Here is a 26,998-nt window from a genome sequence, read left to right on the forward strand (position 1 = left end):
TGTCGGACCGGGCGGCTAGCCTGCGGGGATGGGCCGCAGCCAGTCGTTGCCCCGGGGTGGCGGTGATCCGCGCTTCGGGCCGGACGCCGACGACACCGGCTGCGCGATCCTGCACGTCGACATGGACGCCTTCTTCGCCTCCGTCGAGGTGCGGCGCCGGCCCGAGCTGCGGGGCAGACCCGTCGTGGTCGGTGGCATCGGCCCTCGCGGCGTGGTCAGCTCGGCCAGCTACGAGGCCCGCCGGTACGGCGTCCGCAGCGCCATGCCGACCGCGCGGGCCCGGGCGCTCTGCCCGCACGCCGTCTATCTGCCGCCCGACTTCAGCCAGTACTCGGCGGCCTCCCGCGCGGTGATGCAGATCTTCCGCGACGTCACGCCGCTGGTCGAGCCGCTCTCCCTGGACGAGGCCTTCCTCGACGTGGCCGGTGCCCGCCGGCTCTTCGGCCCGCCGGCCGGGATCGCCCGGCTGATCCGTCGCCGGGTCGCCGAGGAGCAGGGGCTGACCTGCTCGGTGGGGGTGGCGTCGAGCAAGTTCGTGGCGAAGCTCGGCTCCACCCGCGCCAAGCCCGACGGCCTGCTGGTGGTGCCGACCGCCCGGGTGCTCGACTTCCTGCACCCGCTGCCGGTGGCGGCGCTGTGGGGCGTGGGGGAGCGGTCGGCCGAGACGCTGCGCCGGCTGGGCCTGAACACCGTCGGCGACCTGGCCGAGGCGCCCGTTGGCCTGCTCCGCCGCGCGGTCGGGGACGCCGCCGCCGGCCACCTGCACGAGCTGGCCTGGGGGCGGGACCCCCGTCGGGTCACCCCGGAACACGCCGAGAAGTCGATCGGCGCCGAGGTCACCTTCGACGTCGACGTGGTCGACCCGCGGGAGATCCGCCGGGCGCTGCTAAGCCTCGCCGAGAAGGTGGGCGTCCGGCTGCGCCGGGCCGGTCAGGTCGGTCGGACGGTGTCGCTGAAGGTCCGGCTGGCCGACTTCCGCACGGTCAGCCGGTCCCGGACGCTTCCCGTGCCGACGGACACCGCGCGGGAGATGTTCGACACGGCCTGGGCGCTCTGGACCGCTCTCGACGCGACCGAGCCGATCCGTCTCGTCGGCGTACGCGCCGAGGGGCTCTCCGCGGCCGACGAGACGCCCCGGCAGCTCACCCTCGGCGCGCCCGAGCGCGGATGGCGGGAAGCGGAGGCCGCCGCGGACGCCGCCGCTGCCCGATTCGGGCGATCCGTCATAGGTCCGGCCAGTCTGCTCGGCAGGCGTGATCCGCGCCGGGACGAAAATCCGACCCGACCGTAGGTCGTCCCGCTTTCCGACGCGCGAGCCCCCTCGTAGACTTGCGGGTAAGCAGCCGGTTGGCTGCCACGGTCTGTCGGTCCGACCGGGCCGACCAACGTGACCGGGGAGGAGTGCCGTGCCGCTCTCGGAGCACGAGCAGCGGCTGTTCGAGCAGATCGAGCGGTCGCTTGCCGAGGATCCCAAGTTCGCCTCGGCCGTTCGCGCCAGCGACCCGCGTTTCCACGCGCGGCGTCGCCTGCTCGTCGCTGCCGCCGTGGTCATTGCTGGTCTGGCCCTGTTGATCTATGGTGCCGTGATCAAGACGCCACCGCTGGCGGTGGCGGGTTTCGTCGTCATGCTGGCGTCACTGGGCTACGCCGTGCAGTCGCACCGCCGGTCCCAGTCACCCGACCTGCACGTGGTCGGGGGCACGACCAGCCGTCGCCGTCCCCGTGGTCGCGCGGGTCGGCGGGGGTCGTTCCTCGACCGGATGGAGGACCGTTGGCGGCAGCGCCCGGAGGGGCACCGCTGACCACGTTCCGTCCCTGACCCGGGTGACGCGGCGACGCGCCGCCGGAACACGCTCCGGCGGCCGTGGCCGCGTCGCCATGTCCTGATTTTCCGCCCGAGCCCGCCAGCCCGCCCGGTTGACCCGGACGCGCCAGCCCACCCGGTGCCCCGGACGCGCCAGCCCACCTGGTGACCCGGACGCGCCAGTCCACCGGGTGCCCCGGACGCGCCAGCGCACCTGGTGACCCGGACCCGCCAGCCCGCCCGGTGATCCGGGCGCCCAGCGCAGCCCCCCCGCCCGCCGGGACGGGTCGGCGGGCGGGGGTCGGGCAGGTCAGCGCGCCGGGCGGCCGGCCAGGATCCGCCGTGGACTCCACCGCAGCAGGCGGCGGCGCAGCCGAGCGGAGGTGGTGACCAGGCCGGTCGACGTGTCGCTCAGCGCGGTCCGCCAGCGCAGCAGCACCGACGGGGGCAGCACCGCCGCCAGCAGCCGGGTACGCCGATCGGCCTGCCCGGCCAGTGCGCCGCGTACCGCGCGCAGCGCCGGGGGCAGCGCCTCGCCGCTGAGCGGATCACGGGCGTAGCGGGCCCGTTCCTCGGCCCGACCGAGCAGCCGGACGGCGCTGCCCGCCTCGCCGTCGTCGGTCAGCGTCTCCCGGACCAGCCGGTCCGCCGTCGCCCGGGGCGTCTCCGTCCGGTCGACCCGCACCCGGAAGTCGACCAGCGTGTCCAGCAGCTCGTCCCAGGCGGCGTGCGCGTCGGCCCGGGCGCGGTCGGCGGTGACACCGACCGCCACCTCCCGAGCGCCGCCCGGCGTAGCGGCGTCGGCGTCCACGATCGTCGCCTTCGGTGGCGCGGACCGGCTCCCGCGACGGCGGCGCAGCGCCGCCCGGCGCAGCGCCGGCACGGCGAGCAGCGCCAGCAGCGCCAGTACGCCGGCCGTCCACCACGGCCAGACCGGTGCCTGCTCGGCGGGCCCGGTGCCCTTGAGGCTCAGGCCGCTGTCGGTGTCCCGGTCGGCGGCGTCCGGCCCGTTCGGACCGGCCGACGGGTCGACGCCGCCGGGGGCGCTGCTGCTGCCCGGCACAGGGGTGCTCTCCTCCGGCGCGTCGGTGTCCGGGGCCCAGGCCGACCGGACCGAACCCGGCACGTACCCGGCCGGGGTGGCGTCGAACGGCACCCAGCCGATCCCACCGAACCAGACCTCGGTCCAGGCGTGCAGGTTCCGGTTGGTCAGCACGTACGTGCCGCCGTCGGCACCACCGCCGCCGTTGGTGAAGCCGAACGCCACCCGGGCCGGGATGCCGGCCTGCCGGACCAGCCAGGCCATCGCGGCGGCGTACTGCTGGCAGAAGCCGACCTTGCTGGCGAGGAAGTCGGTGATGTCCGCGCCGCTGGTGCCGCCCTTCGTGGCGAGCGAGTAGGAGAAGCCGTTCTCCACCGAGAAGTAGTCGTAGATCGCGCGGACCTTGTCGTAGTCGTTCTGCTTGCCCCGGACCAGCTGCGTGACCAGCGCGTCGACCTTCGGCACCGGCGGCGTCCAGACCTGCTGGCGCAGCACCGGGTCGTCGGCGGACATCGAGGGCGCCGCCCGCAACGCCGCCGGACTGTACGTCGAGCGGACGTAGTCGAACGAGTAGCGCCTGCCCCGCGAACTCTCCCCGTTGGAGAAGACCAGTTGCAGGTTCGGGTCGTACAACCACCTGCTGTTCAGGCCCTCGGTCTTCACCGGCTCGGCGAAGACCGGCAGCAGGGGCATGTTGAGGTTCTTCGTCACCTCCACCGTCGCCCGGTAGCGCTGCCGTTCCACGCCCCGGCCCCCGCGCTCGGTCGGGTCGGGCAGGTTACGACCGACCGGCCGGCCGCTGGGCACCCGGGTCCGGAAACCGTCCGGCCGCAGCTCGTCGGCCACCCCGAAGCGCAGATAGAACGGCGACGGCTCGTTGGTCCTGACCTTGACCAGGTCGGCCGACACGGACTGGTTCAACTGGCCGCTCAGCGCGGCGAAGAGGTCGATCCGCCCCGGGCTGCCGCCCAGGCCCGGCCGGCCGTTCCCGTTGCCCGTCCCGGCCCCGGCGGTGGCCAGCAGGCCACCGGTCATCCCCGGTACGGCCAGCGGCAGCGCCACCGCCAGCGCGACACCCAGGACGGTCAGCCGCCGGCCCGCCGCGGCCAACGGGGAGGCCTCCCAGACGTCGACGTCGCGGCCCTCCCCGGTGAACCGGCGGCCGAACCGGCGCACCCGGTCGACGTTGTCGGTCACCAGGAGCCAGAGGTAGCCGCAGGCGCCCACCACGAACGGCGTCGCCGGGACACTGTCCACGTAGATCGCGACCGGCACGGAGTAGATCGCCAGCATCGGCAGGCCGGCCAGGGCCGGGCGGCGCAGCCCCACGCTGAGCACGTCGACCAGCACCGCCACCGAAGCGATCCCGAGCACGCTCAGGAAGAGCAGCGAGTCGACGTCCGGCACCTTCACCCCGTACGTCCGCATGTCCTGCACCGACTGGCCGAGCAGCTCGCCGAAGTGGGCGAAGGTGCCCGGGGTGGGCAGGAAGCCGAGCAGCTCGGCGCCGCTCGGGAAGACCCAGGTCAGCGCGAGCAGCCCGCCGGCGAGCATGGCCAGGACCTGGCCCCACAGCGGGCTGCGGACCAGCCGGCTCAGCGCCGCCGCGCCGGCCACCACGGCCACCGCGATCGCCGCCTCGACCAGCCAGGTCCAGCGCTGGAAGATGGCCGACAGCGGCGCCGCCGCCAGCAGGGTCGCCGCGGCGGCGACGAAGCCGAGGTTACGGGCTGCGGTCACGAGGTCACCTTTCCGGTCATGCCGCCGGCCACCGTCTCGGCGAGAGCGGCACGCAACGCGAAGCCCTGCGACCCGCGGGCCGCCTGCGGCCACAACGCCGGCAGCCGGCCGCCGTGGTCGACGCCGATCACCCGCCAGCCGCTCTGCAACAGGGCCAGCGCGGCGGTGCCGTGCAGGCGGTCCGCCTCGGCCCGGGCCTTGGCCGGCAGGTTCAGCCAGGAGGAACTGTCCAACAGGAACCCCACACAGGTGGCGCCGTTGCCGCGCAGCCCGGCCAGCAGCTCGGCCTCGGTGGTGTTCAACGTGCCGAAGAGGGCGATGATCAGGCCGCCGTCGGCGCGCTGGCGGACCCGCTGCACCAGGGTCGCGATCTCACCGTCGGTGTTCAGCCGGACCTCGGCGAGATGGTCGAGGAGCAGCCCCTCGCCGCCACCCTCGGTGGCGTCCACGTCCGCACCGGAGCCGGTGACCAGGCGCAGCTTGTAGCCGGCCTGACGCAGGTGCACCGCGATGCTGGCCGCGGCGGAGACCGCCCACTCGAAGCTCGCCGTCGGGCCGTCGCCGCGGTGGCCGTACGCCCGGGTGTCCAGCACCACCGTCGCGCGGCTCTCCCAGGGCTGCTCCTCGCGGCGCACCATCAGCTCGCCGGTGCGCGCCGTCGACTTCCAGTGCACCCGGCGCAGGTCGTCGCCCATCCGGTACTCCCGGGTGGCCGCGTCGTCCTCGCCGTGCACCGCCACCGACCGGGCCCGGCTGTCGCCGCTGCCCGCGTACTCCCCCGGGAGGCGGACCGAGGGCAGGGGGGTGACCTGCGGGATGACGGTGAGGTGGTCGGTGCTGGGGAAGGCGCGGCTGAGCTCGCAGAGCCCGAACGGGTCGGTGAGGCGGACCACCAGCGGCCCCACCTCGTACCGGCCGCGCACGTCGGCCCGGACGGTGTACGCCACCGAGCTGGCCTGGTGCGCGCCGAGCCGTTCCAGCACCACCCGGGGCCGGCTGCCCAGCGCGTACGGCAGGCGGTCCTCCAGCAGCAGGGTGCCGGTGGGCAGCCGGGACAGGTTCTGCAGTCGCAGCACCACCCGGGAGCTGGCCCCGACCGGCACCCGGTGCGGCTCCAGCGAGCGGTTGCAGGCCAGCTTGTACCGGCTGCGACCGACGTACGCGGCGGCGAGCAGCGGCAGGACGGCCAGCAGGACGGCGACCCGCAGCAGGTCCTTCTCGCCGAGGATGCCGGCGGAGATCGCCGCGGCGACCGCGGCCGCCAGGAAGGAGCGGCCCCGGGTGGTCAGTCCGCGCAGGCCGTCACGCACGTCACGGCCTCCGGGGCTCGAACGGTCCGCGGCCGTTGCCGCCGCCGGGCCGGGTGTCGTACGGGGAGCGCTTGCGGTCGTGCGGCAACGGCAGCCGGTGCACCAGCTCGGAGACGATCGCGTCGGTGGTGCGCCGGGCGAGCTGGGCGTCGGCCGTCGGGATGATCCGGTGCGCGAGCACCGGCACCGCCAGCGCCTGGAGGTCGTCGGGGAGCACGTAGTCGCGGCCTTCCAGCGCGGCGACCGCGCGGGCGGTGCGCAGCAGCTGGAGGGTGGCCCGGGGGGACGCGCCGAGGCGCAGGTCGGGGGCCTCGCGGGTGGCGGTGACCAGGTCGATGGCGTACTGCTTGACGGCGTCGGCGACGTGCACCTGCCGGACGTGGCCGATGAGCTGCCGGACGGTGGCCGCGTCGGAGACCGGGCGCAGCTCGTGCAGCGGATCGGTGCCGCCGTGACCGTCCAGCATGGCCAGTTCGGCGGAGACGTCCGGGTAGCCCATCGCGATCCGGGCGGTGAACCGGTCGCGCTGCGCCTCCGGCAGCGGGTAGGTCCCCTCCATCTCGATCGGGTTCTGCGTCGCGATCACCATGAACGGGGTCTGGAGCTGGTAGGTCACCCCGTCGACGGTGACCTGCCGCTCCTCCATGCACTCCAGCAGCGCCGACTGGGTCTTCGGCGAGGCCCGGTTGATCTCGTCGCCGACGACCAGGTTGGCGAAGACCGCACCCGGACGGAACTCGAAGTCGTGCGTCTCCTGGTTGTAGACGCTGACCCCGGTGACGTCGCTGGGCAGCAGGTCGGGGGTGAACTGGATACGGCGGACCGAACAGTCGATGGAACGGGCGAGGGCCTTGGCGAGCTTGGTCTTGCCGACGCCGGGCACGTCCTCGATCAGCAGGTGGCCCTCGGCGAGGAGGACGGCCAGGGCCAGCCGGACGGTGGCCGTCTTGCCCTCGATGACCTGCTCGATGTTGGCCACGATGGCCTCGCTGGCGGCGCGGAACTCGTCGTGCGGCAGCAGACCGCCCACCTCGTCCCAGGTCTGTTGTGTCACGGGCCTCCTCCTCGTCGCCGGACGGCAGCTCTGAAAAGAGCACCTGGACCCGCCGTTGGGTTCGCGACGCCGAGCCTCGTCTGCCGCAGAAATCTCAGTGGTTCTCAGGCTAACCATGTTTGTCGTGATCGCCGACCCCCGCAGGTACTCGGTCGCTTACGCCCGAAATATGCGCCGGACGGGGGACGCGTGTCCGCCCGGCGCGACGGGTACACTGCCGTCATGGCCGGAGTCTTCCTGCTTCTTACCGGGCCGTGCTGATGCGCTGAACGCGCGACAGCACGGCGGCCCCTCCTGCGCGAGGGGCTTTTTTGTGCCCTGAGCAGACTCCCCATTTCCGTTCATCACCGCGCCGAGGAGACGCCATGAGTGAGGCAGCCGCACCGGCGAGCGACATTCCCCCGTTCCGGTACACCGCAGCCCTCGCCGACGAGATCGAGCACCGGTGGCAGGACGCCTGGGAGCGGGAGGGCACCTTCCACGCGCCGAACCCGACCGGACCGCTGGCCGACCCGGGGCACCCGCGCGCCGGTGCCGAGAAGCTGTACGTGCTGGACATGTTCCCCTACCCGTCCGGCGCGGGCCTGCACGTCGGTCACCCGCTGGGCTACATCGGCACCGACTGCTACGCCCGCTACCAGCGGATGGCCGGGCGGAACGTGCTGCACGCGATGGGCTTCGACGCGTTCGGGCTGCCCGCCGAGCAGTACGCGGTGCAGACCGGCACCCACCCGCGCACCACCACGGTGGCGAACATCGAGCGGTACCGGGCGCAGCTGCGCCGGCTGGGGCTGGGGCACGACGAGCGGCGCTCGGTGGCCACCATCGACACCGAGTTCTACCGCTGGACCCAGTGGATCTTCCTGCAGGTCTTCAACTCCTGGTACGACGCGGACGCGAAGAAGGCCCGGCCGATCGCCGAGCTGGTCGCCGAGTTCGAGGGCGGCAACCGCCCCACCCCGGACGGCCGCCGCTGGGCCGAGCTGACCGTCGCCGAGCGCCGCCAGGTCGTCGACGACCACCGGCTGGCGTACGTCTCGCAGGCGCCGGTGAACTGGTGCCCGGGGCTGGGCACCGTGCTGGCCAACGAGGAGGTCACCGCCGACGGCCGCTCCGAGCGGGGCAACTTCCCGGTCTTCAAGCGCAACCTGAAGCAGTGGATGATGCGGATCACCGCGTACGGCGACCGGCTGCTGGACGACCTGGAGACGCTGGACTGGCCGGAGCCGATCAAGCTGATGCAGCGCAACTGGATCGGGCGGTCCAGCGGCGCGCACATCGACTTCCCGACCGACGTCGCCCCGGTGCGGGTGTTCACGACCCGGCCGGACACCATCTTCGGCGCCACCTACATGGTGCTGGCCCCCGAGCACGAGCTGGTCGACCTGCTGGTGCCGTCCGCCTGGCCGGACGGGACGCGGGACGCCTGGACCGGTGGGCACGCCAGTCCGCGGGCGGCCGTCGAGGCGTACCGGAAGGCCGCCGCGGCCAAGACGGACGTGGAGCGGCAGGCGGACAGCAAGGAGAAGACCGGCGTCTTCGTCGGCGCGTACGCGACCAACCCGGTCACCGGCGGACGCGTCCCGATCTTCATCGCCGACTACGTGCTGGCCGGCTACGGCACCGGCGCGATCATGGCGGTACCGGCCGAGGACGAGCGCGACCACGCCTTCGCCGAGGTCTACGAGCTGCCCGTGGTGCGGACCGTGCAGCCGCCCGAGGGCTTCACCGGCGGGGCGTACACCGGCACCGGTCCGATGATCAACAGCGCCGCGCCCGACCGCGGCCTGGACCTGAACGGCCTGGGCATGGCCGAGGCCAAGGCCCGGGTCATCGAGTGGCTGGAGGCCAACGGGCACGGCACCGGCGCGGTCACCTGGCGGCTGCGCGACTGGCTGTTCAGCCGGCAGCGCTACTGGGGCGAGCCGTTCCCGATCGTGTACGACTCCACCGGCGCGCCGATCGCGCTGCCCGAGTCGATGCTGCCGGTCGAGCTGCCCGAGGTGGACGACTTCTCGCCGAAGACGTTCGACCCGGAGGACGCCGACAGCAACCCGGAGACCCCGCTGTCGCGGCGGCGCGACTGGGTGGAGGTGGAGCTGGACCTGGGTGACGGGCCGAAGCGCTACACCCGGGAGACCAACGTGATGCCGCAGTGGGCCGGCTCCTGCTGGTACGAGCTGCGCTACCTGGATCCGACCAACACCGAGCGCTTCGCCGACCCGGAGAACGAGGCGTACTGGATGGGGCCGCAGCGCCCCGGCGACTGCGGGGGCACCGACCTGTACGTCGGCGGCGCCGAGCACGCCGTGCTGCACCTGCTGTACGCCCGCTTCTGGCACAAGGTGCTGTTCGACCTGGGGCACGTCTCGTCGTTCGAGCCGTTCCGCAAGCTGTTCAACCAGGGCATGATCCAGGCGTACGCGTTCCGCGACGCCCGGCGCGCGCCGGTGCCGGCGGAGGAGGTCGTCGAGGTCGACGGGCGCTGGTTCCACGGCGACCAGGAGGTCACCCGCGAGTACGGCAAGATGGGCAAGTCCCTGAAGAACGTCGTCACCCCGGACGAGATGTGCGCCGCCTACGGCGCCGACACCTTCCGGGTGTACGAGATGTCGATGGGTCCGCTGGAGGTCTCCCGCCCCTGGGACACCCGGGCGGTCGTCGGGTCGTACCGGTTCCTGCAGCGGGTCTGGCGGGCCGTGGTCGACGAGCAGACCGGTGACCTGCGGGTGACCGACGCGCCGGCCGACGAGGCGACCCGGCGGCTGCTGCACAAGGTCATCGACGGCGTACGCGGCGACATGGACGGGATCCGGTTCAACACCGCGATCGCCAAGCTGATCGAGCTGACCAACGGGCTGACCCGGCTGGCGGAGACGCCGCGCGAGGTGGCCGAGCCGCTGGTGCTGATGGTGGCGCCGTTCGCCCCGCACCTCGCCGAGGAACTGTGGCGGCGACTGGGCCACGACAGCTCCCTGGCGTACGCGGACTTCCCGACCGCCGATCCGGCGCTGCTGGTGGCCGAGACGGTCACCTACCCGGTGCAGGTCAACGGCAAGGTGCGGGGCCGGATCGAGGTGCCCACCGACGCGGCCGAGGACGACGTCCGGGCGGCGGCGCTGGAGGCGGTCGCCGGTGCGCTGGCCGGCAAGGAGCCGCGCAAGGTCATCGTGGTGAAGGGCCGGATGGTCTCCGTCGTCGCCTGAGCACCCCTGCTCACCCGCTGGAGGGCGCGTCCCGCACTTCGGGCCGCGCCCTCCGCCGCACCCCGCCCCGCACCCGCCCCGCACCCGCCCCGCCCCGCCCCGCACCCGCCCCGCCCCGCACCCGCCCCGCGCCCCGCGCCGCCGCACCCCGCGCCGCCGCACCCCGCGCCGCGCCGCGCCGCCGCGCGTCCGAGGCGACAGTTTCCGGGAAAGAGTGGCTTCCCGACGGGACGAGGGGACTCTTTCCCGGAAACTGTGCGGATCTCTTCCCCGGAGACGGTGCGGGATCGCGCGGGCGGTCAGGGGTGCAGGGCGTGGTGGACAGCGGGGCGGTGGTGCAGTAGCCAGTCGTGCCAGCGGCGTACCCCCTCGTCGGCGCCGGCCGCGCGGAGTCGGCGCATGGCGGGGTCGCCACGGTCGGCGCCCGCGGCGATGCCCCGCCAGGTGCCCTCGATCTGGTGGAGCATGACGTCGATCAGCTCGTCGCGGGGCAGCGGCACACCGGCCGGGTCGGCGCCGGCACCGACGGGGGACGGCGCGCCGGCCGCCGCGTCGTAGGCGTCGCAGAGCAGGCGGCAGCGGCGGCCCAGCTCGGCCGGGTCGGCGTCGCCGCCCAGCTCTCCCCAGTGCCAGCAGGCGAACGCCACGTCCTCGATCCGGCGGCCCGGTCCGGCCAGGTCCCAGTCGAGGAAGGCCACCGGCAGCGGACCGGACGGCGAGTCCCGGTAGACGGTGTTCTTGGGGGAGAGGTCGCGGTGGCAGACGGTCTCCGCGTCGCCGGCCAGTCCGGTGCCGGCGCAGGCGTCGTGCAGCGTCCGGATCAGTCCGCCGAGCCGGGTCAGCGCGGCGTCGGAGAAGTACGCCGCGTCCTCCCGCTCCTGCCACGGCACCCGGCCGTCGAGGTGGCTGAGCACCTGCCGGCCCCGCTCGTCGACGCCGAGGTGCCGGGGCGCCAGGCCGGTCGGCGCCAGATGCCGCAGCAGCGCGGCGACGAACTCCGCGTTCGGCGGGAGCGTCCGCCGGACGGTGTCCCCGACCCGGACCACCTCGGCGACGAACCCGCCCGGCAGCAGCTCCTCCCGGCCCGTCACCGGCACTCCGGCAGCGGCGGCAGCCGGTCCACGCGCAGCAGCGAGTACGCCTGCCGCTGCGGCGGGACCGAGTCGTCATCCGGGTCCACCAGCAGCGCGCCACCCGAGACGACCGCGTCGGCGCGGTCGGCGGTCAGTCGGGCGTACGAGCCGGTCCGCAGGTCGGCCACGTACCAGCCCTGGTCGTAGTCGAAGATCACCAGGTCACCGACGACCGTGGGCGAAGCGACCCGCTGGAAGGGGTCGACGTCGGTGGTGGGACGCCGGACACCGTTCGGCAGCACGGTCTCGGCGGCCGGGGACGGCGACTCAGGCGTGAACCGGGACACCCGGACCGGCGCGGCCCAGTCCGGTCGCCAGACCGTCAGGACCAGCTCGTCCCGGGACACCCAGGCCGTGGTGCGGCCGTCGGTGGTCACCTGCGCGGCGGCCCCCGGTCCGGCGCTCGGCTGCGGGGCGGACGTGGCCTGCCCGTCCGGCCCGACCGCGCGCAGGCGGCCCGTGGCCCGGTCGAACCAGAGCAGGTCGGCGCCGTGGAACCCGACCCCGGCGACCGGGCCGGTGGCGACCGTGCGGGCCGTCCCGGCGGCCAGGTCGTGCAGGGTCAGCGCGGACCGGTCCTTACCGAGGACCTCGGTCAGCGCGAGCCTCCCGTCGCGCAGCGGGGGCCGGAAGACGAAGTCCCCCGTGCCCGCGACCTGACGTGGCGCAGCTCCCGACGTCGCGTCCCAGGAGAAGACCTCGGCGCCACCGCGGCCGTGCGGCGCGGACCGGGCGAGGTCGCTGCGCGCATAGACCAGCCAGCGCCCGTCGAAGACGGCCCAGAGCGGGAGGGTGAAAAGGTCCGGCATGGTGGCCACCTCCCGCCGGCCGCCGCCCTTCTCCTGCCGGACCAGCCTCGCCGGGCTGCCGTCGCGCTGCACCAGGGCGAACGCGGAACGGCCGTCCGGCGTCGGCGTGAGCCCCATCCACCGCTCCCCGGGCTGCTGCGCCAGCCGGCTGTCGCGGATCGCGTCCTGCCAGCTCCCGGGCAGGGCGACCGGGCAGAAGTCCGCCCGCGGGGCAGCGGTCATCCGGGTCTCGGGCAGCGTCCCGGTCACGGCGGGCGGCGCCGAGGCTGCCGGCGGGTCGCCCGGCGTGCACGCCGCGAGCAGGGCCGCCGCGAGGGCCGGCGCCAGGGCGGTGGCGACCCGGGGTGAGGGCTTCATGGTCGCGAATGCTAGGTAGCGCCGGTATCGCGCGAGGCCCCGTCGACGAGATCGTCGTCCGGTCGTTACCGCGGCGCCGATCGTTGGGCGCGCCACCAGCGGGTGATGATCACCACGCTGGCGATCAGGCCGAGGCTGGCGGGGGCGGCGGCGTACCAGTTGACGTCGCCGGGGGAGCTGACCGCCGCGCCGATCGCCGCGTAGCCGAAAGCGGTCGGGGCGGAGGCGATCACGCTGCCGGCGAGGAACGGCAGCAGCCGGGCGCCGGTGGTGCCGTAGCCGTAGCTGACCAGGCCGAAGCTGGCGATCGGCAGCAGCCGGACGGTGATCACCCCGGGCACGCTCTGCCGGGTGAACCAGCCGTCCAGCCGGGCCAGCCGGCCCCGGACCCGTTCGGCGACGAAGTCCCGCCCGAGCAGCCGGCCGACGGCGAAGCCGATCGCCGCGGCCAGCAGCGCCGCGCCGAGGGCGTACGCGGCGCCCTCCAGGGGGCCGAAGACCGCCCCGGCGGCGAGCGTGACGAAGGTCCGCGGCACCAGCGCCACCAGCAGCAGCGCCCCGGCGACGATGGCGGCGGGCGGGGCGTACCCGCCGAGGGAGTCGGCCAGCCGGGGCAGCTGCGCCGGATCCGGCCGGGGTGCCAGGAGCAGCAGCAGCGCGAAGCCGGCGAGCAGGGCCAGCAGCAGCGTGAACCGCCGCGCCGACCGCTGCCCCAGCAGTCGGACCAGCCGGCGGAGATCCGGTCGTCGCCGCCGTGGGGCGGCGCCGGTCACGGTCGGGCGGCGGCGGCCACCGCGGCACGGCGTTCCGAGCGGAGCCGCTCGGCCCAGGTGTCGTCCAGCGCGGGCAGCTGGTGGACGCCGGTGGCCCAGCGCAGCAGCAGGTCCGCCAGGGCGGGGTTGCGGGCCAGGGCCGGGCCGTGCGAATAGGTGCCGAGCAGCTTGCCGCGCCAGGCGCCCTCGGTGGCGCCGTCGTTGCCGACACCGGCCGTGACCCGGGCCAGCGGGGCGACGCCGGGGCCCAGGTGGGTCCGGCCGCCGTGGTTCTCGAAGCCGGTCAGCGCCGGTACGCCCAGCCGCGGGTCGACCTCACCGGCCAGCTCGCCGACGGCCCGGCTGGGCCCCCGGTCGGAGCGCAGGTCGAGCAGCCCCAGCCCGGCGCACTCGGTGCCCTTGGCGAAGAACGAGGTGCCGAGGAGCTGGTAGCCGGCGCAGACGCCGAACACCACCGAGCCCTGGGCCACCGCGCGGTGCAGGCCGCCGTCGGCGATCAGCCGCTGCGCGCCGAGCGCCTGCGGCCCGTCCTCGCCGCCGCCGATCAGGTAGATGTCGGCGGTGGCCGGCAGCCGCTGGTCGGAGCGGACCTCCAGCACCTCGACCGGCATGCCGCGCAGCTGGGCCCGGCGGGCCAGGATCAGCATGTTGCCCCGGTCGCCGTAGGTGGAGAGCAGGTCGGGATAGATCCAGACGATGCGCAGGCTCTCAGTTGACACGGTCCAGCTCCGCTCGGATGTCCTGGAAGGCGGTGTAGTTGGCGATGACTTCCAGCCGGCCCGGTGGGACCGCCCGGATCGCCTCGTCGAAGCTGCGGACGTGCTGGAACGGCACGTCGTTGACGTCGAGGCGGACGGCCAGGTCGTACGCCCGGTCGCCGGTGATCAGGACCTGCCGGCCGCGGAGCGGGGCGAAGTCGACGTCGAAGAGCCAGGAGGTGTCCAGCCCGTCGGGGTCCCGCGCGTTGATGGAGAGCAGGGTCGGCGCCTCGTCGGCCATGTCGAACGCCTCCAGCCAGCTGGCCGGGTTCTTGGCCAGCAGCAGCCGGATGTTGCGCCCGTCCCGGTCGACCTGCGCGTAGCGGCCGGCGACCGAGGTCACCGAGCCGAGCCGGGACACCGCGTCCACCGGGCGGACGCCGAACTCGGCGGCGACGGCGAGCGCGGTGGCGGCGTTGCCCAGGTTGACCTTGCCGGGGAGCTGGAGCCGCACCTTGTGCCAGGCACCCGTCGGGTCCAGCACGCCGTCGTCCTCGACGGTCCACTGCGGCTCGGGCCGGCGCAGCGGGCAGCCGGTGCACCACCACTGGTCGTCCTTGCGGGCGATGGTGGAGCCGCACTCGGGGCAGACCCAGGAGTCGTCGTGCCAGCGCTGGCCGGCGCTGAACCAGGTCACGTGCGGCGGGACGTGGCCCTGCGCCGGGTCGGCCGGCGGGGTGGCCGCCCAGACCACCATCGGGTCGTCGGCGTTCGCCACCACCCGCACGTCGGCGTGCCGGACCAGCGCGGCGCGCCAGAGCTGCGCCATCATGGCGACCTCCTTGGCCCGGTCGAGCTGGTCGCGGGAGAGGTTGAGCAGCGCCACCACGTGCGGCTCGGTGGCCTCCAGCACCTGGGAGAGGTAGTGCTCGTCGACCTCCAGCACCGCGTACGGGGTGCTGCCGGCCTTGGCCAGCGCGGAGGTGTGGCCGGTGGGCATGTTGGCGCCGTAGGAGTTGGTGGCGACCCGGCCGAGCACCCCGACGGCGGCGGTGGTCAGCCGGGTGGTGGTGGTCTTGCCGTTGGTGCCGGACACCAGCGCGATGGCGCGGCCGGCCGACAGGTGGGCCAGCAGGTCCGGGTCGATCTTGAGGCCGATCCAGCCACCGATGACCGAGCCGTCGCCCCGACCCGCGGCCCGCGACAGCGCCGCGGCGGTCCGCGACACCGAGCTGGCCACCTTTGCCCGCAGGGGCATCTTCGCGTCCGTCACGCGAGCGAGGTTACCGGACCGGGGACCCCGCCAGATCGCCGCCGACGGCGAACCGTTCGGCCGGGCGTCCTCGGGCGTCCGGTCGGCGGGCGCTCGGCCGGACGGAGTCGATCTATGTCGGCTAGCGGACGCGCCCCGGGGGGCGGTCACCCCCTCCACTCCGCTCCACCCCGGTTGACGTGCGCTTTTGCTCGGCGACACGGCGCGCCACGCGGGCGTTTTCGGTTGCAGGTGGAGGGAAGTGGAGTAGAGTGGGGCGCGATGGTGAGGCCGGGAGGGCCACACCGGCCCGGGGGGTCAGCGGCGCCGCGAACGCCGCTCAGGGCGAGGGGGTTGGGCCGATGTTCCTCGGCACCCACACTCCGCGCCTGGACGAAAAGGGCCGGTTGATCCTTCCGGCGAAGTTCCGGGATGAGCTGGCGGGGGGTGTCGTGATCACCAAAGGGCAGGAGCGCTGCCTCTACGTCTTCCCGATGCCCGAGTTCCAGCGCATCGCGGAGCAGTTGCGCGCGCAGCCGATGACGCACAAGGCGGCCCGGGCCTACAACCGGGTCTTCTTCGCCAGCGCGCACGACGAGGTGCCGGACAAGCAGGGCCGGGTGACGATCCCGGCGCACCTGCGCTCGTACGCCGCTCTCGACCGCGATCTGGTCGTGATCGGAGCGAGCAGCCGGGTGGAGATCTGGGACAGGACGGCCTGGGAGGCCTACCTCGCGGAGAGCGAAGACGACTTCGCCGACATCGAGGAGGGGGTGCTGCCCGGCGGTCTGTAGGGCGTGACGACGCCCGGCGTACTGCGAGATCTCCAGCCGCTTTCGAGTTCCTGGCACCCCTTCCCCGGTGCCAGGCGCACGATCCGTATCGAGGGCTGTGGCCTCCGGCGGGCGGGAGCGGATGGGGATCTGGCGGTATGACGAGGCGTCGTGACGACAACGGACGCGACAGGAACGGAAGCGGGTTTCAACCAGTGGGGGTCGACATGGGGGAGCTACGCGGCACGCACGTGCCGGTGCTGCTCGAGCGGTGTCTCGAGTTGCTGGCCCCCGCGCTGGGTCGGAACGGACGCACCGTCCACGTCGACGCGACGCTGGGGCTGGCCGGGCACGCCGAGGCGGTCCTGGAGGCGCACCCGAACACGGTGCTGATCGGTCTGGACCGGGACACCGAGGCCCTCGCCCACGCGCGGGTCCGGCTGGCCCGGTTCGCCGACCGGATCCACCTGGAGCACGCCGTCTACGACGAGCTGCCCGAGGTGCTGGAGCGGCTCGGCTATCCGGCGATCGACGGGATCCTGTTCGACCTGGGGGTCTCCTCCCTGCAACTGGACGCGCCCGACCGCGGGTTCGCGTACGCGCAGGACGCGCCGCTGGACATGCGGATGGACCAGACCCGGGGGGTGACCGCCGAGGAGGTGGTCAACACCTACGCCCACCCGGACCTGGCCCGGGTGCTCCGGGTCTACGGCGAGGAGAAGTTCGCCGGGCGGATCGCCTCGGCGATCCTCCGGGAGCGCGAGCGGGGCCGGATCACCTCGTCGGCGCGGTTGGCCGAGCTGGTCAGGGAGAGCATTCCGGCACCAGCCCGACGAACCGGGGGACACCCGGCCAAGAGAACGTTTCAGGCTTTACGGATCGAGGTAAACAGAGAACTGGCAGCGCTGGAGACGGCGCTGCCGGCCGCTCTCGACAAGCTCAACGTGGGCGGCCGCATGGTGGTCCTGTCCTACCACTCGCTGGAGGACCGGCTCACCAAGCAGGCGCTCGCCGACCGGGTCCGCAGTAAGGGCCCGGTCGACCTCCCGGTCGAACTGCCCGGGTCGGGCCCGACGTTCCGGCTGCTGAGCCGGGGCGCCGAGCTTCCCGGGGAGGGGGAGGTCGCCGCCAACCCGCGTGCCGCCTCGGTGCGGCTGCGGGCGGCGGAACGGCTCGACCCGGAGGCGACCCGGCAGGGGCGTACCGACCGCGAACGGTACCGGCGCCGGGTGAAGGCGATGCACCAACCGGGGACGGGGTCACCGGGATCCGAGGCGGATCCCCGGTCGGCCCCGGGGGACAACGGGACGGACGAAGAGGGGGAGGGGACATGAACGTTGACAAGCACGACGGCGGGGGCGCCGTCGGGCGGCGCGCACCGCGGTCGGGGGGCCGGACCGCGGCGCAGCGGACCACGACGGCGGGGGCCGACCGGCTCGACCGCCGGGGGGACACTCGCGCCCGGGGGGCGCGCGAGTTCCCGACCCAGGGCAGCGCCGCGCTGCGGCCGGCCGAGCGGACCAGGACGACCGACGCGGCGGCGCCGCGGCTGCGGGTCGCCCCGCCGCCGCCGGTCTCCGTGCCGCGGGCGCCTTTCGTCGGCCTGATCCTGTTCCTGGTGGTCGGTGGAGTGCTCGGCATCCTGGCGGTCAACACCAAGATCAATGAGAACGCGTTCCGGCTGGAGAAGCTCCAGCAGCAGCAGGCCAAGCTCGACGTGGACCAGCAGCAGCTGGAGAAGGAGATCGCCGAGCAGAAGGCGCCCGGCAACCTGACCGCCAACGCCCGCAAGCTCGGGCTGGTCGAGTCGGACGACCCGGCCTACATCCGGCTGCCCGACGGCAAGATGATCGGGGTGCCGCACCCGGCCACCGGTCAGCCGGCGATCACCAGCCAGCAGGGCAACGGAGGCTGACCCGTGCCACCGAGATCGGATGACCCGCGCCGGGACCCCACGGGGTCCCGGCGCGGCTCGTCGCGGGGCGGTCGGGGGGCCGAGCCGCGCACCGGTGAGCCGGGCGGGGGCGGCATCTCCGACGCCCGGGCGTACACCCCTCGCGGGCGCACCCTCCGCGAGGGCGGCGGGGGCCGGTCGGCCGCGGGCGGGGGTGCCGAGCAGCGGCGTACCCCGCGCAGCACCCGATCCGGCGACCCGTTCCGGCCGGCCCTGCAGGTGCTCGACGGCGGTCGCGCCGGCGCGGGCCGCACCGGCCGGCGGGAGGCCGCGGCCGGCGGCCGGTCCGGCGTGGTCCGGACCGTCACCGCCCGGCCCGGCCGGGAGCCCTTCGACGACGACGAGCCGCCGGCGCCGCGCCGCCGGCCCGGGCCGCGCCGGCCGGACCGGCCCGCCGCCCGGCGGCCGACGCGCAAGCCGCGCCGCCCGCCGAAGCTCGCCGACCCCCGCCGCCGGCTGCGCCTGGGCACGCTGCTGACCCTGGCGCTCTTCGCCGTGATCGGCATCCGGCTGGTCTTCCTCCAGACCGTGAACACCCCGGCGTACGCCGACGGCGGGCTCGGCAACCGGCTCGCCGTGGTGGAGCTGCCCGCGCCGCGCGGCGCGATCTACGACCGGACCGGCGCCCCGCTGGCGCACAGCGTCGAGGCGCGGTACGTCTTCGCCGACCCCACCCAGATCCCGGAGAGCGACCGGGTGGCCGTCGCCAAGCGGCTCTCGCCGCTGCTCGGGGTCGCCTGGTCCGACCTGGCCGACAAGATGAAGCGGCGCAGCCTGCCCGGCGGCGGGCAGTCCCAGTTCGAATACCTGGCCCGGGGCGTCGACATCGACCGGGCCAAGCAGATCATGGCGCTGGACCTGCCCGGCATCGGCACCCACCGCGACGAGCGACGCGAGGTGCCCGGCGGCGACCTGGCCGCCAACCTGCTCGGCTTCGTCAGCGAGGACATGACCGGCCTGGAGGGCCTGGAGGCCAAGTACGACGACGTGCTCCAGGGCAAGGCCGGCCGCAAGACCTACGAGGTCGGCCAGGGCGACCTGGCCGCGCCGATCCCCGGCGGCTACAGCGTGACCGTCCAGCCCCGTCCGGGCAGCTCGATCGTGCTGACCACCGACCGGGACCTGCAGTACCGGACCCAGCAGATCCTCAGCGCGCAGCTGGCCCAGGTCCGGGGCAGCGTGGCCGCCGCCGTGGTGCTCGACATGCAGGGCGAGGTGCTGGCCCAGGCGAGCAACCCGACCTACGACGCGGCCGATCCGGCGGGCAGCAAACCCACCGACCGGGAGGACGCGGCCACCAGCTTCGTCGTCGACCCGGGCTCGATCCACAAGGCGATCACCTACGGCGCGGCCCTCCAGGAGGGCGTGATCACCCCGGACACGGCGTTCCCGGTGGCCAACACCATCAACGAGGGGGGCGTCACCTTCCGGGACACCCACCCGGCGAACGGGCGGAAGATGAGCATCCCCGGGATGCTGGCCTTCTCGTCGAACGTGGGGACCATCGAGATCGCCCACGACCTGGGCCGGGACCGGCTGATCGACTATCAGAAGCGGTTCGGGCTGGGGCAGCCCACCGGCGAGGGCATGCCGGGGGAGGCGTCCGGGCGGCTGCTCCCGGCCGACCAGTGGAGCGGTTCGGCGTACGGGTCGGTGCCGATCGGGCACAGCGTGGACGCCACCCCGTTGCAGATGGCCGCCGCGTACACCGCGATCGCCAACGACGGCACGTACGTCCAGCCGCACCTGATCAAGGAGGTGATCGGCCCGGACGGCAAACGGACGCCGGGACCCGCCCCCAAGACCCGCTCGGTGCTCAGCCCGCAGAACGCGGCGGCCCTGCGCACCATGCTGGAGGCGGTCACCACGGTCGACGGTCCCGACGGGCGGGCCACCGGTCTGGCCGCCGCGGTCCCCGGCTACCGGGTGGCCGGCAAGACCGGCACCGGCCTGCGCTACGTCGACGGCAAGCTCCAGCCCGGCGAGGTCGGCTCGTTCATCGGGATGGCCCCGGCGGAGAAGCCGAGGTACGTGGTGGCGGTCTTCGTGTGGAGCCCCGGCGGGGAGGGTGGCGCGGTGGCCGCACCGGCCTTCCGCGAGATCATGGGCTACACGCTGCGTCACTACCGGGTGCCCCCGTCGGCCACCGACCGGTCCCCGAAGTTCGAGGTCTTTCCGCGCTGACCGGGAGGGACGGGACATCATCGGTGAGTGGCGACGAACCACCGGGGCGGCTGTGCGGTCGGAACCGGACGACCGGGTAGGGTCTGACGCCGTGCCCGGCAATCCACGTCCCCTGACCGTGAATCCCGTCCGGCTCGGCGACCTCGCCGGGCGGCTCGGCATCGCCCCGCCCGAGGGCGCCGCCGACCTGGCCGTCACCGGGGTGACCCACGCCAGCCAGGAGGTCCGCCCCGGCGACCTGTACGCCGGCCTGCCCGGTGCCCGCCGGCACGGCGCGGAGTTCGCCACCGGCGCGGCCGAGGCCGGCGCGGTGGCCGTGCTGACCGACCCGGCCGGCGTGGCGCTCGCCGCCGGTGCGGGGCTGCCGGTGCTGGTGGTGACCGACCCGCGCGCCGCGCTCGGCACCGTCGCCTCCGCCGTCTACGGCGACCCCACCGCGGGACTGACCGTGATCGGGGTGACCGGCACCGCCGGCAAGACCTCCACCGCCTATCTGGTCGAGTCCGGGCTGCGCGCCGCCGGGCACACCACCGGGCTGATCGGCACCGTGGAGACCCGCCTCGGCGACCTGGTGGTCGACAGCGTCCGGACCACTCCCGAGGCGACCGACCTGCACGCCATGCTCGCCGCCGCCCGGGAACGCGGCGTCACCGCCGTGGTCATGGAGGTCTCCAGCCACGCCCTGGCGATGGGCCGGGTGGGTGGGGTGCGCTTCGCCGTCGGCGGCTACACCAACTTCGGCTCCGACCACCTGGACTTCCACGCCGACTCGGCCGACTACTTCGCGGCCAAGGCGCAGCTCTTCGACGGCCGCTGCGCGGTCGAGGTGCTCAACCACGACGACGCGGCGCTGCGCCCGCTGTTCAAGCCGGCCACGGTCAGCTATTCGGCGGCCGGCGACCCGACGGCCACCTGGTACGCCACCGACGTCGACGGCGAGGGCTACGCCCAGCGGTTCACCGCGCACGGCCCCGACGGGCTGACCGTCCCGGCCGGGGTGGCCCTGCCCGGCCGGCACAACGTCGCCAACGCGCTGCTGGCGATCGCCGCGCTGGTCGCGGTCGGGGTGGACCCGGCCACCGCCGCCGCCGGGGTGGCCGAGTGCGGCGGGGTGCCCGGTCGGCTGGAGCTGGTCAGCACCGACGCGCCGGTACGCGGTGTCGTCGACTACGCGCACAAGCCCGACGCCATCGTGGCCGCGCTGCGCGCGCTGCGCGAACTGAGCGCCGGCCGGCTGATCTGCGTGATCGGCGCGGGCGGCGACCGGGACCGGGGCAAACGGCCGGTGATGGGCGGCGCCGCCGCGGAGGGAGCCGACGTGGTGCTGGTGACCGACGACAACCCGCGGACGGAGGACCCGGCCGCGATCCGGGCGGAGGTCCTGGAGGGGGCGTACGCGGCCGGCACGCCGGCCCGGATCGTCGAGGTGGACGGCCGGCGGGCCGCCATCGCGGAGGCGGTCCGGCTGGCCGAGCCCGGTGACGTGGTGGCGGTGCTTGGCAAGGGGCACGAACGCGGCCAGGAGGTCGCCGGCCAGGTGCACCCGTTCGACGACCGGGTCGAGCTGGCCGAGGCGCTGCGCGCCCGCTTCACCGACCGGGCGGGTCAGCGGTGATCGCGCTCAGCCTGGCCGAGGTGGCCGCCGCCGTCGACGGACGCCTGGTCGACGCCGACCCGGAGACCCGGGTCACCGGCCCGGTCGAGTTCGACTCCCGCAAGGTCGCCCCGGGGGCGCTCTTCGTGGCCTTCCCCGGGGAGAAGGTCGACGGGCACGACTACGCCGCCGGCGCGGTCGACGCGGGCGCGGTGGCGGTGCTCGGCACCCGGGAGGTGCCCGGCGTGCCGATGGTGCTGGTCGCCGACGCCCTCGACGCGATGGGGAAGCTGGCCCGCGCGGTCGTCGACCGGCTGCCCGGGCTCACCGTGATCGGGTTGACCGGCTCGTCCGGCAAGACCACCACCAAGGACCTGATCGCCCAGCTCACCGTGCGGCTCGGCCCGACCGTGGCGCCGCCCGGCTCGTTCAACAACGAGCTGGGTCACCCGTACACGGCCTTGCAGGCCACGCCCCAGACGCGCTACCTGGTGATGGAGAAGGGCGCCCGGGGGGTGGGGCACGTGCGCTACCTCTGCGACGTGGTGCCGCCCCGGATCTCGGTGGTGCTCAACGTCGGGGTGGCGCACATCGGCGAGTTCGGCTCGGTGGAGACCATCGCGCTGGCCAAGGGGGAACTGGTCGAGGCGCTGCCGGCCGAGGGGCTGGCGGTGCTCAACGCCGACGACCCGCTGGTCGACGCGATGGCGTCCCGCACCGTGGCCCGGGTGGTCCGCTACGGCGAGGCGGCGCACGCCGACGTGCGGGCGGTGGACGTCACGCTGGACGGGCGGGGCCGGCCGGCGTACACCCTGGTGACGCCGGAGGGCAGCGCGCCGGTCCGGCTCGGGCTCACCGGCCGGCACCAGGTGTCGAACTCCCTCGCCGCCGCCGCGGTGGCCCGTGAGCTGGGCATGCCGCTGGCCGAGCTGGCGGTGGCGCTGGGCGAGCTGGGGCTGGTCTCCACCCGCCGGATGGACGTCTTCGCGCGCCCCGACGGGGTCACCGTGATCGACGACTCGTACAACGCCAACCCGGCCTCGACGGCGGTCGCGCTGCGGGCGCTGGCCTCGCTCGGCGAGGGCGGGCGTACGTTCGCGGTGCTCGGCTACATGGCCGAGCTGGGCGCGTTCGAGCGCGAAGGGCACCAGCAGGTCGGTCGCCTCGCGGCCGAGCTGGACATCGACCGGCTGCTCGTGGTGGGCGAGCCGGCGGCGCCGATCCACGAGGGCGCGACAGCGGTTAGTGACTGGGGAGGAGAGTCGGTGCTGCTCACCGATCAGGCGGCGGCCGTCGAGGTGCTGCGGAGCGAGCTGCGTCCGGGTGACGTGGTGCTGGTGAAGGGCTCCCGGTACCGCACCTGGGAGGTGGCCGACGCGCTGCGCGCCGACGCCGGGGAGGTCTCCCGGTGAGGGCGGTCATCGTCGCCGTCGGGGTCGCCTTCCTGATCTCGCTCTTCTGCACCCCGATCGCGATCAAGGTGTTCGCCCGGCTGAAGGCCGGCCAGCCGATCCGGTCGAACCTCGGGCTCGCCAGCAACGAGGGCAAGAAGGGCACGCCGACGATGGGCGGCGTGGTCTTCATCCTGGCCACGGTGATCGCGTACGTCGCCGGTCACCTGGCGCTGACCACCCTGCCGGACGCGCAGATCGCCCAGGTGGAGCCGACCATCACGGCGCTGGTGCTGCTGGGGCTGATGGTCTTCTCCGGGGCGGTCGGCTTCATCGACGACTTCCTGAAGGTCCGCAAGCGGCACAGCGGTGGCCTCAACAAGCGCGGCAAGCTGGCCGGGCAGATCCTGGTCGGGGCGCTCTTCGGCATCGTGGCGCTCTATTTCCCGAGCACGATGAAGGATCCGAGCGGCACGGCCACCAACACCGAGACGGTCGGCAGCACCACGCTGAGCTTCATCCGGGACATCCCGGCGCTGGAGATCGGCAAGGTCGGCGCGGTCATCGTGATCATCATGGTGGTGATGGCGGCGACCAACGGGGTGAACCTCACCGACGGTCTGGACGGCCTCGCCACCGGCGCCTCGGTGATGGTCCTCGCCGCGTACGCGCTGATCGCGTTCTGGCAGTACCGGCACTGGTGCGCGGACCCGAACTACACCGAGGCCTACTGCTACGCGGTCCGGGACCCGCTGGAGATCGCCCTGATCGCCGGGGCGGCGGCCGGGGCCTGTGTCGGCTTCCTGTGGTGGAACACCTCACCGGCCCGGATCTTCATGGGCGACACCGGCGCGCTCGGCCTGGGTGGCCTGATCGCCGGCATGGCGATGTCCACCCGGACCATCCTGCTGCTGCCGATCCTGGGCGGCCTCTTCGTGATCATCACGATGTCCGTGGTGATCCAGATCATCTCGTTCCGCACCACCGGCAAGCGGGTCTTCCGGATGTCGCCGTTGCAGCACCACTTCGAGCTGGCCGGCTGGAGCGAGGTCAACATCGTGGTCCGGTTCTGGATCATCGCCGGCATCGGCGTGGCGATCGCCCTGGGCCTCTTCTACAGCGAGTTCCTCGCCGCCGTCACCTGAGCCGCGGCCCGCTCGTGACGGCCTCCGGTCGCCGGCCGGGGGCCGTCACGCGTACGGCGACACGCCGACCGGGCGGTTGCGCCACGGGCGGACCGGCCGAGCCGCGATGATGAGCGGGTGGGGGAGGAACGAGTCATCGAGGTCACCAGCGACACGCCAGCCAGACGGACACCCGCGGCCACCCGTACGGCCGACCCGCCCGGGGGGTCGATCGGGCTGGACGCGGCCGGTGGGCTGGCGGCCCTGCGCGGCCTGCTGGCCCGGCCGCTGGCCTCCTACTACCTGCTGCTCTCCAGCGCCGGCCTGCTGCTGCTGATCGGCCTGACCATGGTCTTCTCGGCGACCAGCGTGAAGGACTTCGCCGAGGAGGGGGACGCCACCGCCTCGCTGGTCAAGCAGACCATCTTCGCGGTGATCGGCATCCTGGCCTTCTGGGCCTGCCAGCGGCTGCCGGTACGGAGCTTCCGGGCGCTGAGTCGCCCGGCGCTCGGGGTGGCGGTGGCGCTGCTGCTGCTGCTCAACCTGCTGGGTGCGCTGAACGCGCTCTTCGGGGTCACCGCCATCGGCCCGCTCCGGGCCGAGCTGCTCTGGCTCTATCTCGGTCCCGTGTCGGTGCAGCCGGTCGAGGTGGCCAAGTTCGCGCTGGTGCTCTGGGGCGCGCACGTGCTGGCCCGCAAGGGCGCCGCGCTGGGCTGGTGGAAGGAGCTGGCCACCCCGCTCTTCCCGGTGGTCGGCCTGCTCTTCGTGCTGGTCGGCTACAACGACCTGGGCAGCATGCTCTGCCTGCTGGCGCTGGTGGTCGGCATGCTCTGGGCGGCCGGCGTCCGACTCCAGGTCTTCGCCGCGCTCACCGCGGTCGGCCTGGCCGGGGTGGGGCTGCTGGTCGCCGCCGCCTCGCTGGGCGCCGGTTCCGGCTCCCGGGGCGCGGACAACTACCGGCTCGGCCGGCTCACCGTCTTCCTCGACCCGCCCGACCCGAAGACCTGCTTCCAGGAGCAGCTGGCGAACTGCTACCAGCTCGTCCAGGCCCGGTACGCGGTCGAGCAGGGCGGCTGGTTCGGCGTCGGGCTGGGCAAGAGCAGCCTCAAGTTCGGCTGGCTGCCCGAGGCGCACAACGACTTCATCTTCGCGGTCATCGCGGAGGAGCTGGGCGTGGTGGGCTGCACCGTGGTGATCGTGCTCTTCGCCGTGCTGGCGTACACCGGGCTGCGCATCGCCCGGCGGGTGGAGGACCCGTTCCGCCGGCTCGCCGCTGCGGGCGTCACCGCCTGGCTGGTCGGCCAGGCCGTGATCAACATCGGTGGGGTGACCGGCCTGCTGCCGCTGACCGGTGTGCCGCTGCCGTTCATCTCCGACGGCGGCAGCGCCCTGGTGGTGACCCTGGCGGCGATCGGCATGCTCGCCTCGTTCGCCCGCGCCGAACCCGACGCGGCCCGAGCCCTGCATGCCCGTCCGCCGGCCCGGTGGGTCCGACTAGTGTGGGCCCCGTTGCCGCCGCTTCCCGGCCGGCGCCGCCGACCGGCGACGCCACCGGCGGACCGTGGGTCCGTACCCCGGTCCCGGGCGCGGCGGGAGGACGACCAGGCCGCGGCCCGCGGCGCCCGGCCCGGCCGGACGCGCGCCGGCACGGCGAGCGAGAGGAGACGCTGATGGGTCCGCTGCGTTCGGTGGTGCTCTGCGGAGGGGGTACGGGTGGGCACATCTACCCGCTGCTCGCCTTCGCCGACTGCCTGCGCCGACACGACCCGGGCGTCCGGATCACCTGCCTCGGCACCCCGAAGGGCCTGGAGAACGAGCTGATCCCGCCGGCCGGCTACGACCTGCGGCAGATCCCGGCCTACCAGCTGCCCCGCTCGGTGAACATGAGCCTGGTCCGCACCCCGGACCGGATGTACAAGGCGGCCCGCGCGGCGGGCAAGGTGATCGACGAGGTCGCCGCCGACGTCGTGGTCGGCTTCGGCGGGTACGTCTCCGTCCCCGGCTACCTGGCCGCCTGGCGGCGTGAGCTGCCGATCGTCATCCACGAGGTGAACGTTCCCCCGGGCGTGGCGAACCGGATGGGCATGAAGTTCACGAAGAACGTCGCCGTCGGGTTCCCGCACCAGCCGGCTCAGGCCGAGGCGCTGCGTGACGCCCGGGTGGTCGGGGTGCCGCTGCGCCGGGGCATCTCCGGCCTGGACCGCGCCGCCATGCGGGACGCCGCCCGCGCCCACTTCGGGCTCCGCCCCGACCTGCCGGTGCTCTTCGTGGCCGGTGGTTCGCAGGGCGCCCGCTCGATCAACCTGGCGGTCTCCGGTGCGGCCAAGGAGCTGGCCCGCAACGGCGTGCAGGTGCTGCACGTGATGGGCGCGCGCAACGAGCCGGTGCCGGTCCCCACCGACCTGCCGGTGCCCTACGTGGCGCTGCCCTACCTGTCCGAGATGGAGCTGGGCTACGCCGCCGCCGACCTGATGCTGGCCCGGGGCGGGGCGATGACCTGCGCCGAGGTGGCCGCGATCGGGCTGCCCACCATCTACGTCCCCTACCCGCACAGCAACCAGGAGCAGAAGCGCAACGCGCTGCCCGTGGTGGAGGCCGGGGGCGGGCTGCTCGTCGACGACGCCGAGCTGACCCCGGACTGGCTGGAGCGGACGGTGATCCCGCTGATCCGGGACCCGCACCGGCTCGGCGCGATGGGCGCCGCCGCGGCCGCGTACGGGCGGCGGGACGGCGACGAGGCCCTGCTGCAGTTCGTCTACGAGGCGGTGGCCCGCTGATGCGGACCGTCGCGACCGGAAGG

Annotated in this window: 20 protein-coding genes; 12 read left to right on the forward strand and 8 right to left on the reverse strand. The window is 74.2% G+C overall.

The annotated features are described in order from the left end of the window. Nucleotides 1-28 precede the first annotated feature (28 nt). The gene (locus tag ABUL08_RS02200; RefSeq protein ID WP_350933992.1) at nucleotides 29-1,291 is read left to right on the forward strand and encodes a DNA polymerase IV; all 1,263 of its coding nucleotides are present in this window, start codon (nucleotides 29-31) and stop codon (nucleotides 1,289-1,291) included. A 115-nt stretch (nucleotides 1,292-1,406) separates the two neighbouring features. Next, on the forward strand, nucleotides 1,407-1,802 hold the full coding sequence (locus ABUL08_RS02205; protein ID WP_242792939.1) for a DUF3040 domain-containing protein: 396 nt from the start codon (nucleotides 1,407-1,409) through the stop codon (nucleotides 1,800-1,802). A gap of 312 nt (nucleotides 1,803-2,114) precedes the next feature. Here the strand turns inward: ABUL08_RS02205 and ABUL08_RS02210 are convergent, their stop codons facing one another. From ABUL08_RS02210 to ABUL08_RS02220, 3 genes are read right to left on the reverse strand one after another with little or no spacing between them, the layout of a single operon-like run. Next, nucleotides 2,115-4,586 carry a transglutaminase TgpA family protein gene (locus ABUL08_RS02210; protein WP_350933994.1) on the reverse strand — a complete coding sequence of 824 codons (2,472 nt, stop codon included), beginning with the start codon at nucleotides 4,584-4,586 and terminating at the stop codon, nucleotides 2,115-2,117. After that, complete coding sequence (locus ABUL08_RS02215; RefSeq protein WP_350933996.1) at nucleotides 4,583-5,896, reverse strand: DUF58 domain-containing protein; 1,314 nt, start codon at nucleotides 5,894-5,896, stop codon at nucleotides 4,583-4,585. The genes ABUL08_RS02210 and ABUL08_RS02215 overlap by 4 nt, the downstream gene beginning before the upstream one ends. Nucleotide 5,897: 1 nt before the next feature. After that, nucleotides 5,898-6,950 (reverse strand): AAA family ATPase, encoded by a 1,053-nt coding sequence (locus ABUL08_RS02220; protein ID WP_350933998.1) that lies wholly within the window; start codon nucleotides 6,948-6,950, stop codon nucleotides 5,898-5,900. 365 nt (nucleotides 6,951-7,315) lie between these two features. Between ABUL08_RS02220 and leuS the strand changes: the two genes are divergently transcribed. Next, complete coding sequence (gene leuS / locus ABUL08_RS02225) at nucleotides 7,316-10,156, forward strand: leucine--tRNA ligase (RefSeq protein ID WP_350934001.1); 2,841 nt, start codon at nucleotides 7,316-7,318, stop codon at nucleotides 10,154-10,156. Nucleotides 10,157-10,455: 299 nt separating this feature from the next. Here leuS and ABUL08_RS02230 read toward each other — a convergent pair whose 3' ends face one another. From ABUL08_RS02230 to ABUL08_RS02250, 5 genes are all read right to left on the reverse strand, one after another. Continuing rightward, nucleotides 10,456-11,247 carry a phosphotransferase gene (locus ABUL08_RS02230; protein ID WP_350934002.1) on the reverse strand — a complete coding sequence of 264 codons (792 nt, stop codon included), beginning with the start codon at nucleotides 11,245-11,247 and terminating at the stop codon, nucleotides 10,456-10,458. Continuing rightward, nucleotides 11,244-12,455: a hypothetical protein gene (locus ABUL08_RS02235; protein WP_350934004.1), complete on the reverse strand. Its 1,212-nt coding sequence runs from the start codon at nucleotides 12,453-12,455 to the stop codon at nucleotides 11,244-11,246. The genes ABUL08_RS02230 and ABUL08_RS02235 overlap by 4 nt, the downstream gene beginning before the upstream one ends. A gap of 65 nt (nucleotides 12,456-12,520) precedes the next feature. After that, nucleotides 12,521-13,228: a TVP38/TMEM64 family protein gene (locus tag ABUL08_RS02240; protein ID WP_377521784.1), complete on the reverse strand. Its 708-nt coding sequence runs from the start codon at nucleotides 13,226-13,228 to the stop codon at nucleotides 12,521-12,523. Continuing rightward, a complete protein-coding gene (locus ABUL08_RS02245) occupies nucleotides 13,225-13,947 on the reverse strand; it encodes a type 1 glutamine amidotransferase (protein WP_350934006.1) in 723 nt (240 codons plus the stop codon). Before ABUL08_RS02245 ends, ABUL08_RS02240 begins: the two co-directional genes overlap by 4 nt. After that, on the reverse strand, nucleotides 13,937-15,184 hold the full coding sequence (locus ABUL08_RS02250; RefSeq protein WP_350938445.1) for a MurT ligase domain-containing protein: 1,248 nt from the start codon (nucleotides 15,182-15,184) through the stop codon (nucleotides 13,937-13,939). The genes ABUL08_RS02245 and ABUL08_RS02250 overlap by 11 nt, the downstream gene beginning before the upstream one ends. Before the next feature lie 356 nt (nucleotides 15,185-15,540). Here ABUL08_RS02250 and mraZ point away from each other — a divergent pair, with 356 nt between their 5' ends. The 9 genes from mraZ to murG all read left to right on the forward strand — a co-directional run bounded on the left by mraZ (nucleotide 15,541) and on the right by murG (nucleotide 26,975). After that, nucleotides 15,541-15,972: a division/cell wall cluster transcriptional repressor MraZ gene (gene mraZ, locus ABUL08_RS02255; protein ID WP_350934008.1), complete on the forward strand. Its 432-nt coding sequence runs from the start codon at nucleotides 15,541-15,543 to the stop codon at nucleotides 15,970-15,972. Between the two features lie 206 nt (nucleotides 15,973-16,178). Then, a complete protein-coding gene (rsmH, locus tag ABUL08_RS02260) occupies nucleotides 16,179-17,285 on the forward strand; it encodes a 16S rRNA (cytosine(1402)-N(4))-methyltransferase RsmH (protein WP_350934010.1) in 1,107 nt (368 codons plus the stop codon). Then, entirely contained in the window at nucleotides 17,282-17,866 is a 585-nt protein-coding gene (locus ABUL08_RS02265; protein WP_350934012.1) for a hypothetical protein, read from the forward strand. Before rsmH ends, ABUL08_RS02265 begins: the two co-directional genes overlap by 4 nt. Before the next feature lie 3 nt (nucleotides 17,867-17,869). Continuing rightward, nucleotides 17,870-20,089, forward strand: a complete 2,220-nt coding sequence (locus ABUL08_RS02270; RefSeq protein ID WP_350934014.1) for a peptidoglycan D,D-transpeptidase FtsI family protein — start codon at nucleotides 17,870-17,872, stop codon at nucleotides 20,087-20,089. A gap of 52 nt (nucleotides 20,090-20,141) precedes the next feature. Then, complete coding sequence (locus tag ABUL08_RS02275; protein ID WP_350934016.1) at nucleotides 20,142-21,704, forward strand: UDP-N-acetylmuramoyl-L-alanyl-D-glutamate--2,6-diaminopimelate ligase; 1,563 nt, start codon at nucleotides 20,142-20,144, stop codon at nucleotides 21,702-21,704. Next, nucleotides 21,701-23,095 (forward strand): UDP-N-acetylmuramoyl-tripeptide--D-alanyl-D-alanine ligase, encoded by a 1,395-nt coding sequence (locus tag ABUL08_RS02280; RefSeq protein WP_350934017.1) that lies wholly within the window; start codon nucleotides 21,701-21,703, stop codon nucleotides 23,093-23,095. The genes ABUL08_RS02275 and ABUL08_RS02280 overlap by 4 nt, the downstream gene beginning before the upstream one ends. Continuing rightward, nucleotides 23,092-24,219 (forward strand): phospho-N-acetylmuramoyl-pentapeptide-transferase, encoded by a 1,128-nt coding sequence (gene mraY, locus ABUL08_RS02285; protein WP_350934019.1) that lies wholly within the window; start codon nucleotides 23,092-23,094, stop codon nucleotides 24,217-24,219. The genes ABUL08_RS02280 and mraY overlap by 4 nt, the downstream gene beginning before the upstream one ends. A gap of 234 nt (nucleotides 24,220-24,453) precedes the next feature. Continuing rightward, nucleotides 24,454-25,869 carry an FtsW/RodA/SpoVE family cell cycle protein gene (locus tag ABUL08_RS02290; RefSeq protein ID WP_350938447.1) on the forward strand — a complete coding sequence of 472 codons (1,416 nt, stop codon included), beginning with the start codon at nucleotides 24,454-24,456 and terminating at the stop codon, nucleotides 25,867-25,869. Further along, entirely contained in the window at nucleotides 25,869-26,975 is a 1,107-nt protein-coding gene (murG, locus tag ABUL08_RS02295) for an undecaprenyldiphospho-muramoylpentapeptide beta-N-acetylglucosaminyltransferase (protein ID WP_350934022.1), read from the forward strand. Before ABUL08_RS02290 ends, murG begins: the two co-directional genes overlap by 1 nt. The last annotated feature ends 23 nt before the right edge of the window (nucleotides 26,976-26,998 follow it).

It is taken from the genome of Micromonospora sp. CCTCC AA 2012012, from assembly GCF_040499845.1.
GTDB classification, from domain to species: domain Bacteria; phylum Actinomycetota; class Actinomycetes; order Mycobacteriales; family Micromonosporaceae; genus Micromonospora; species Micromonospora mangrovi.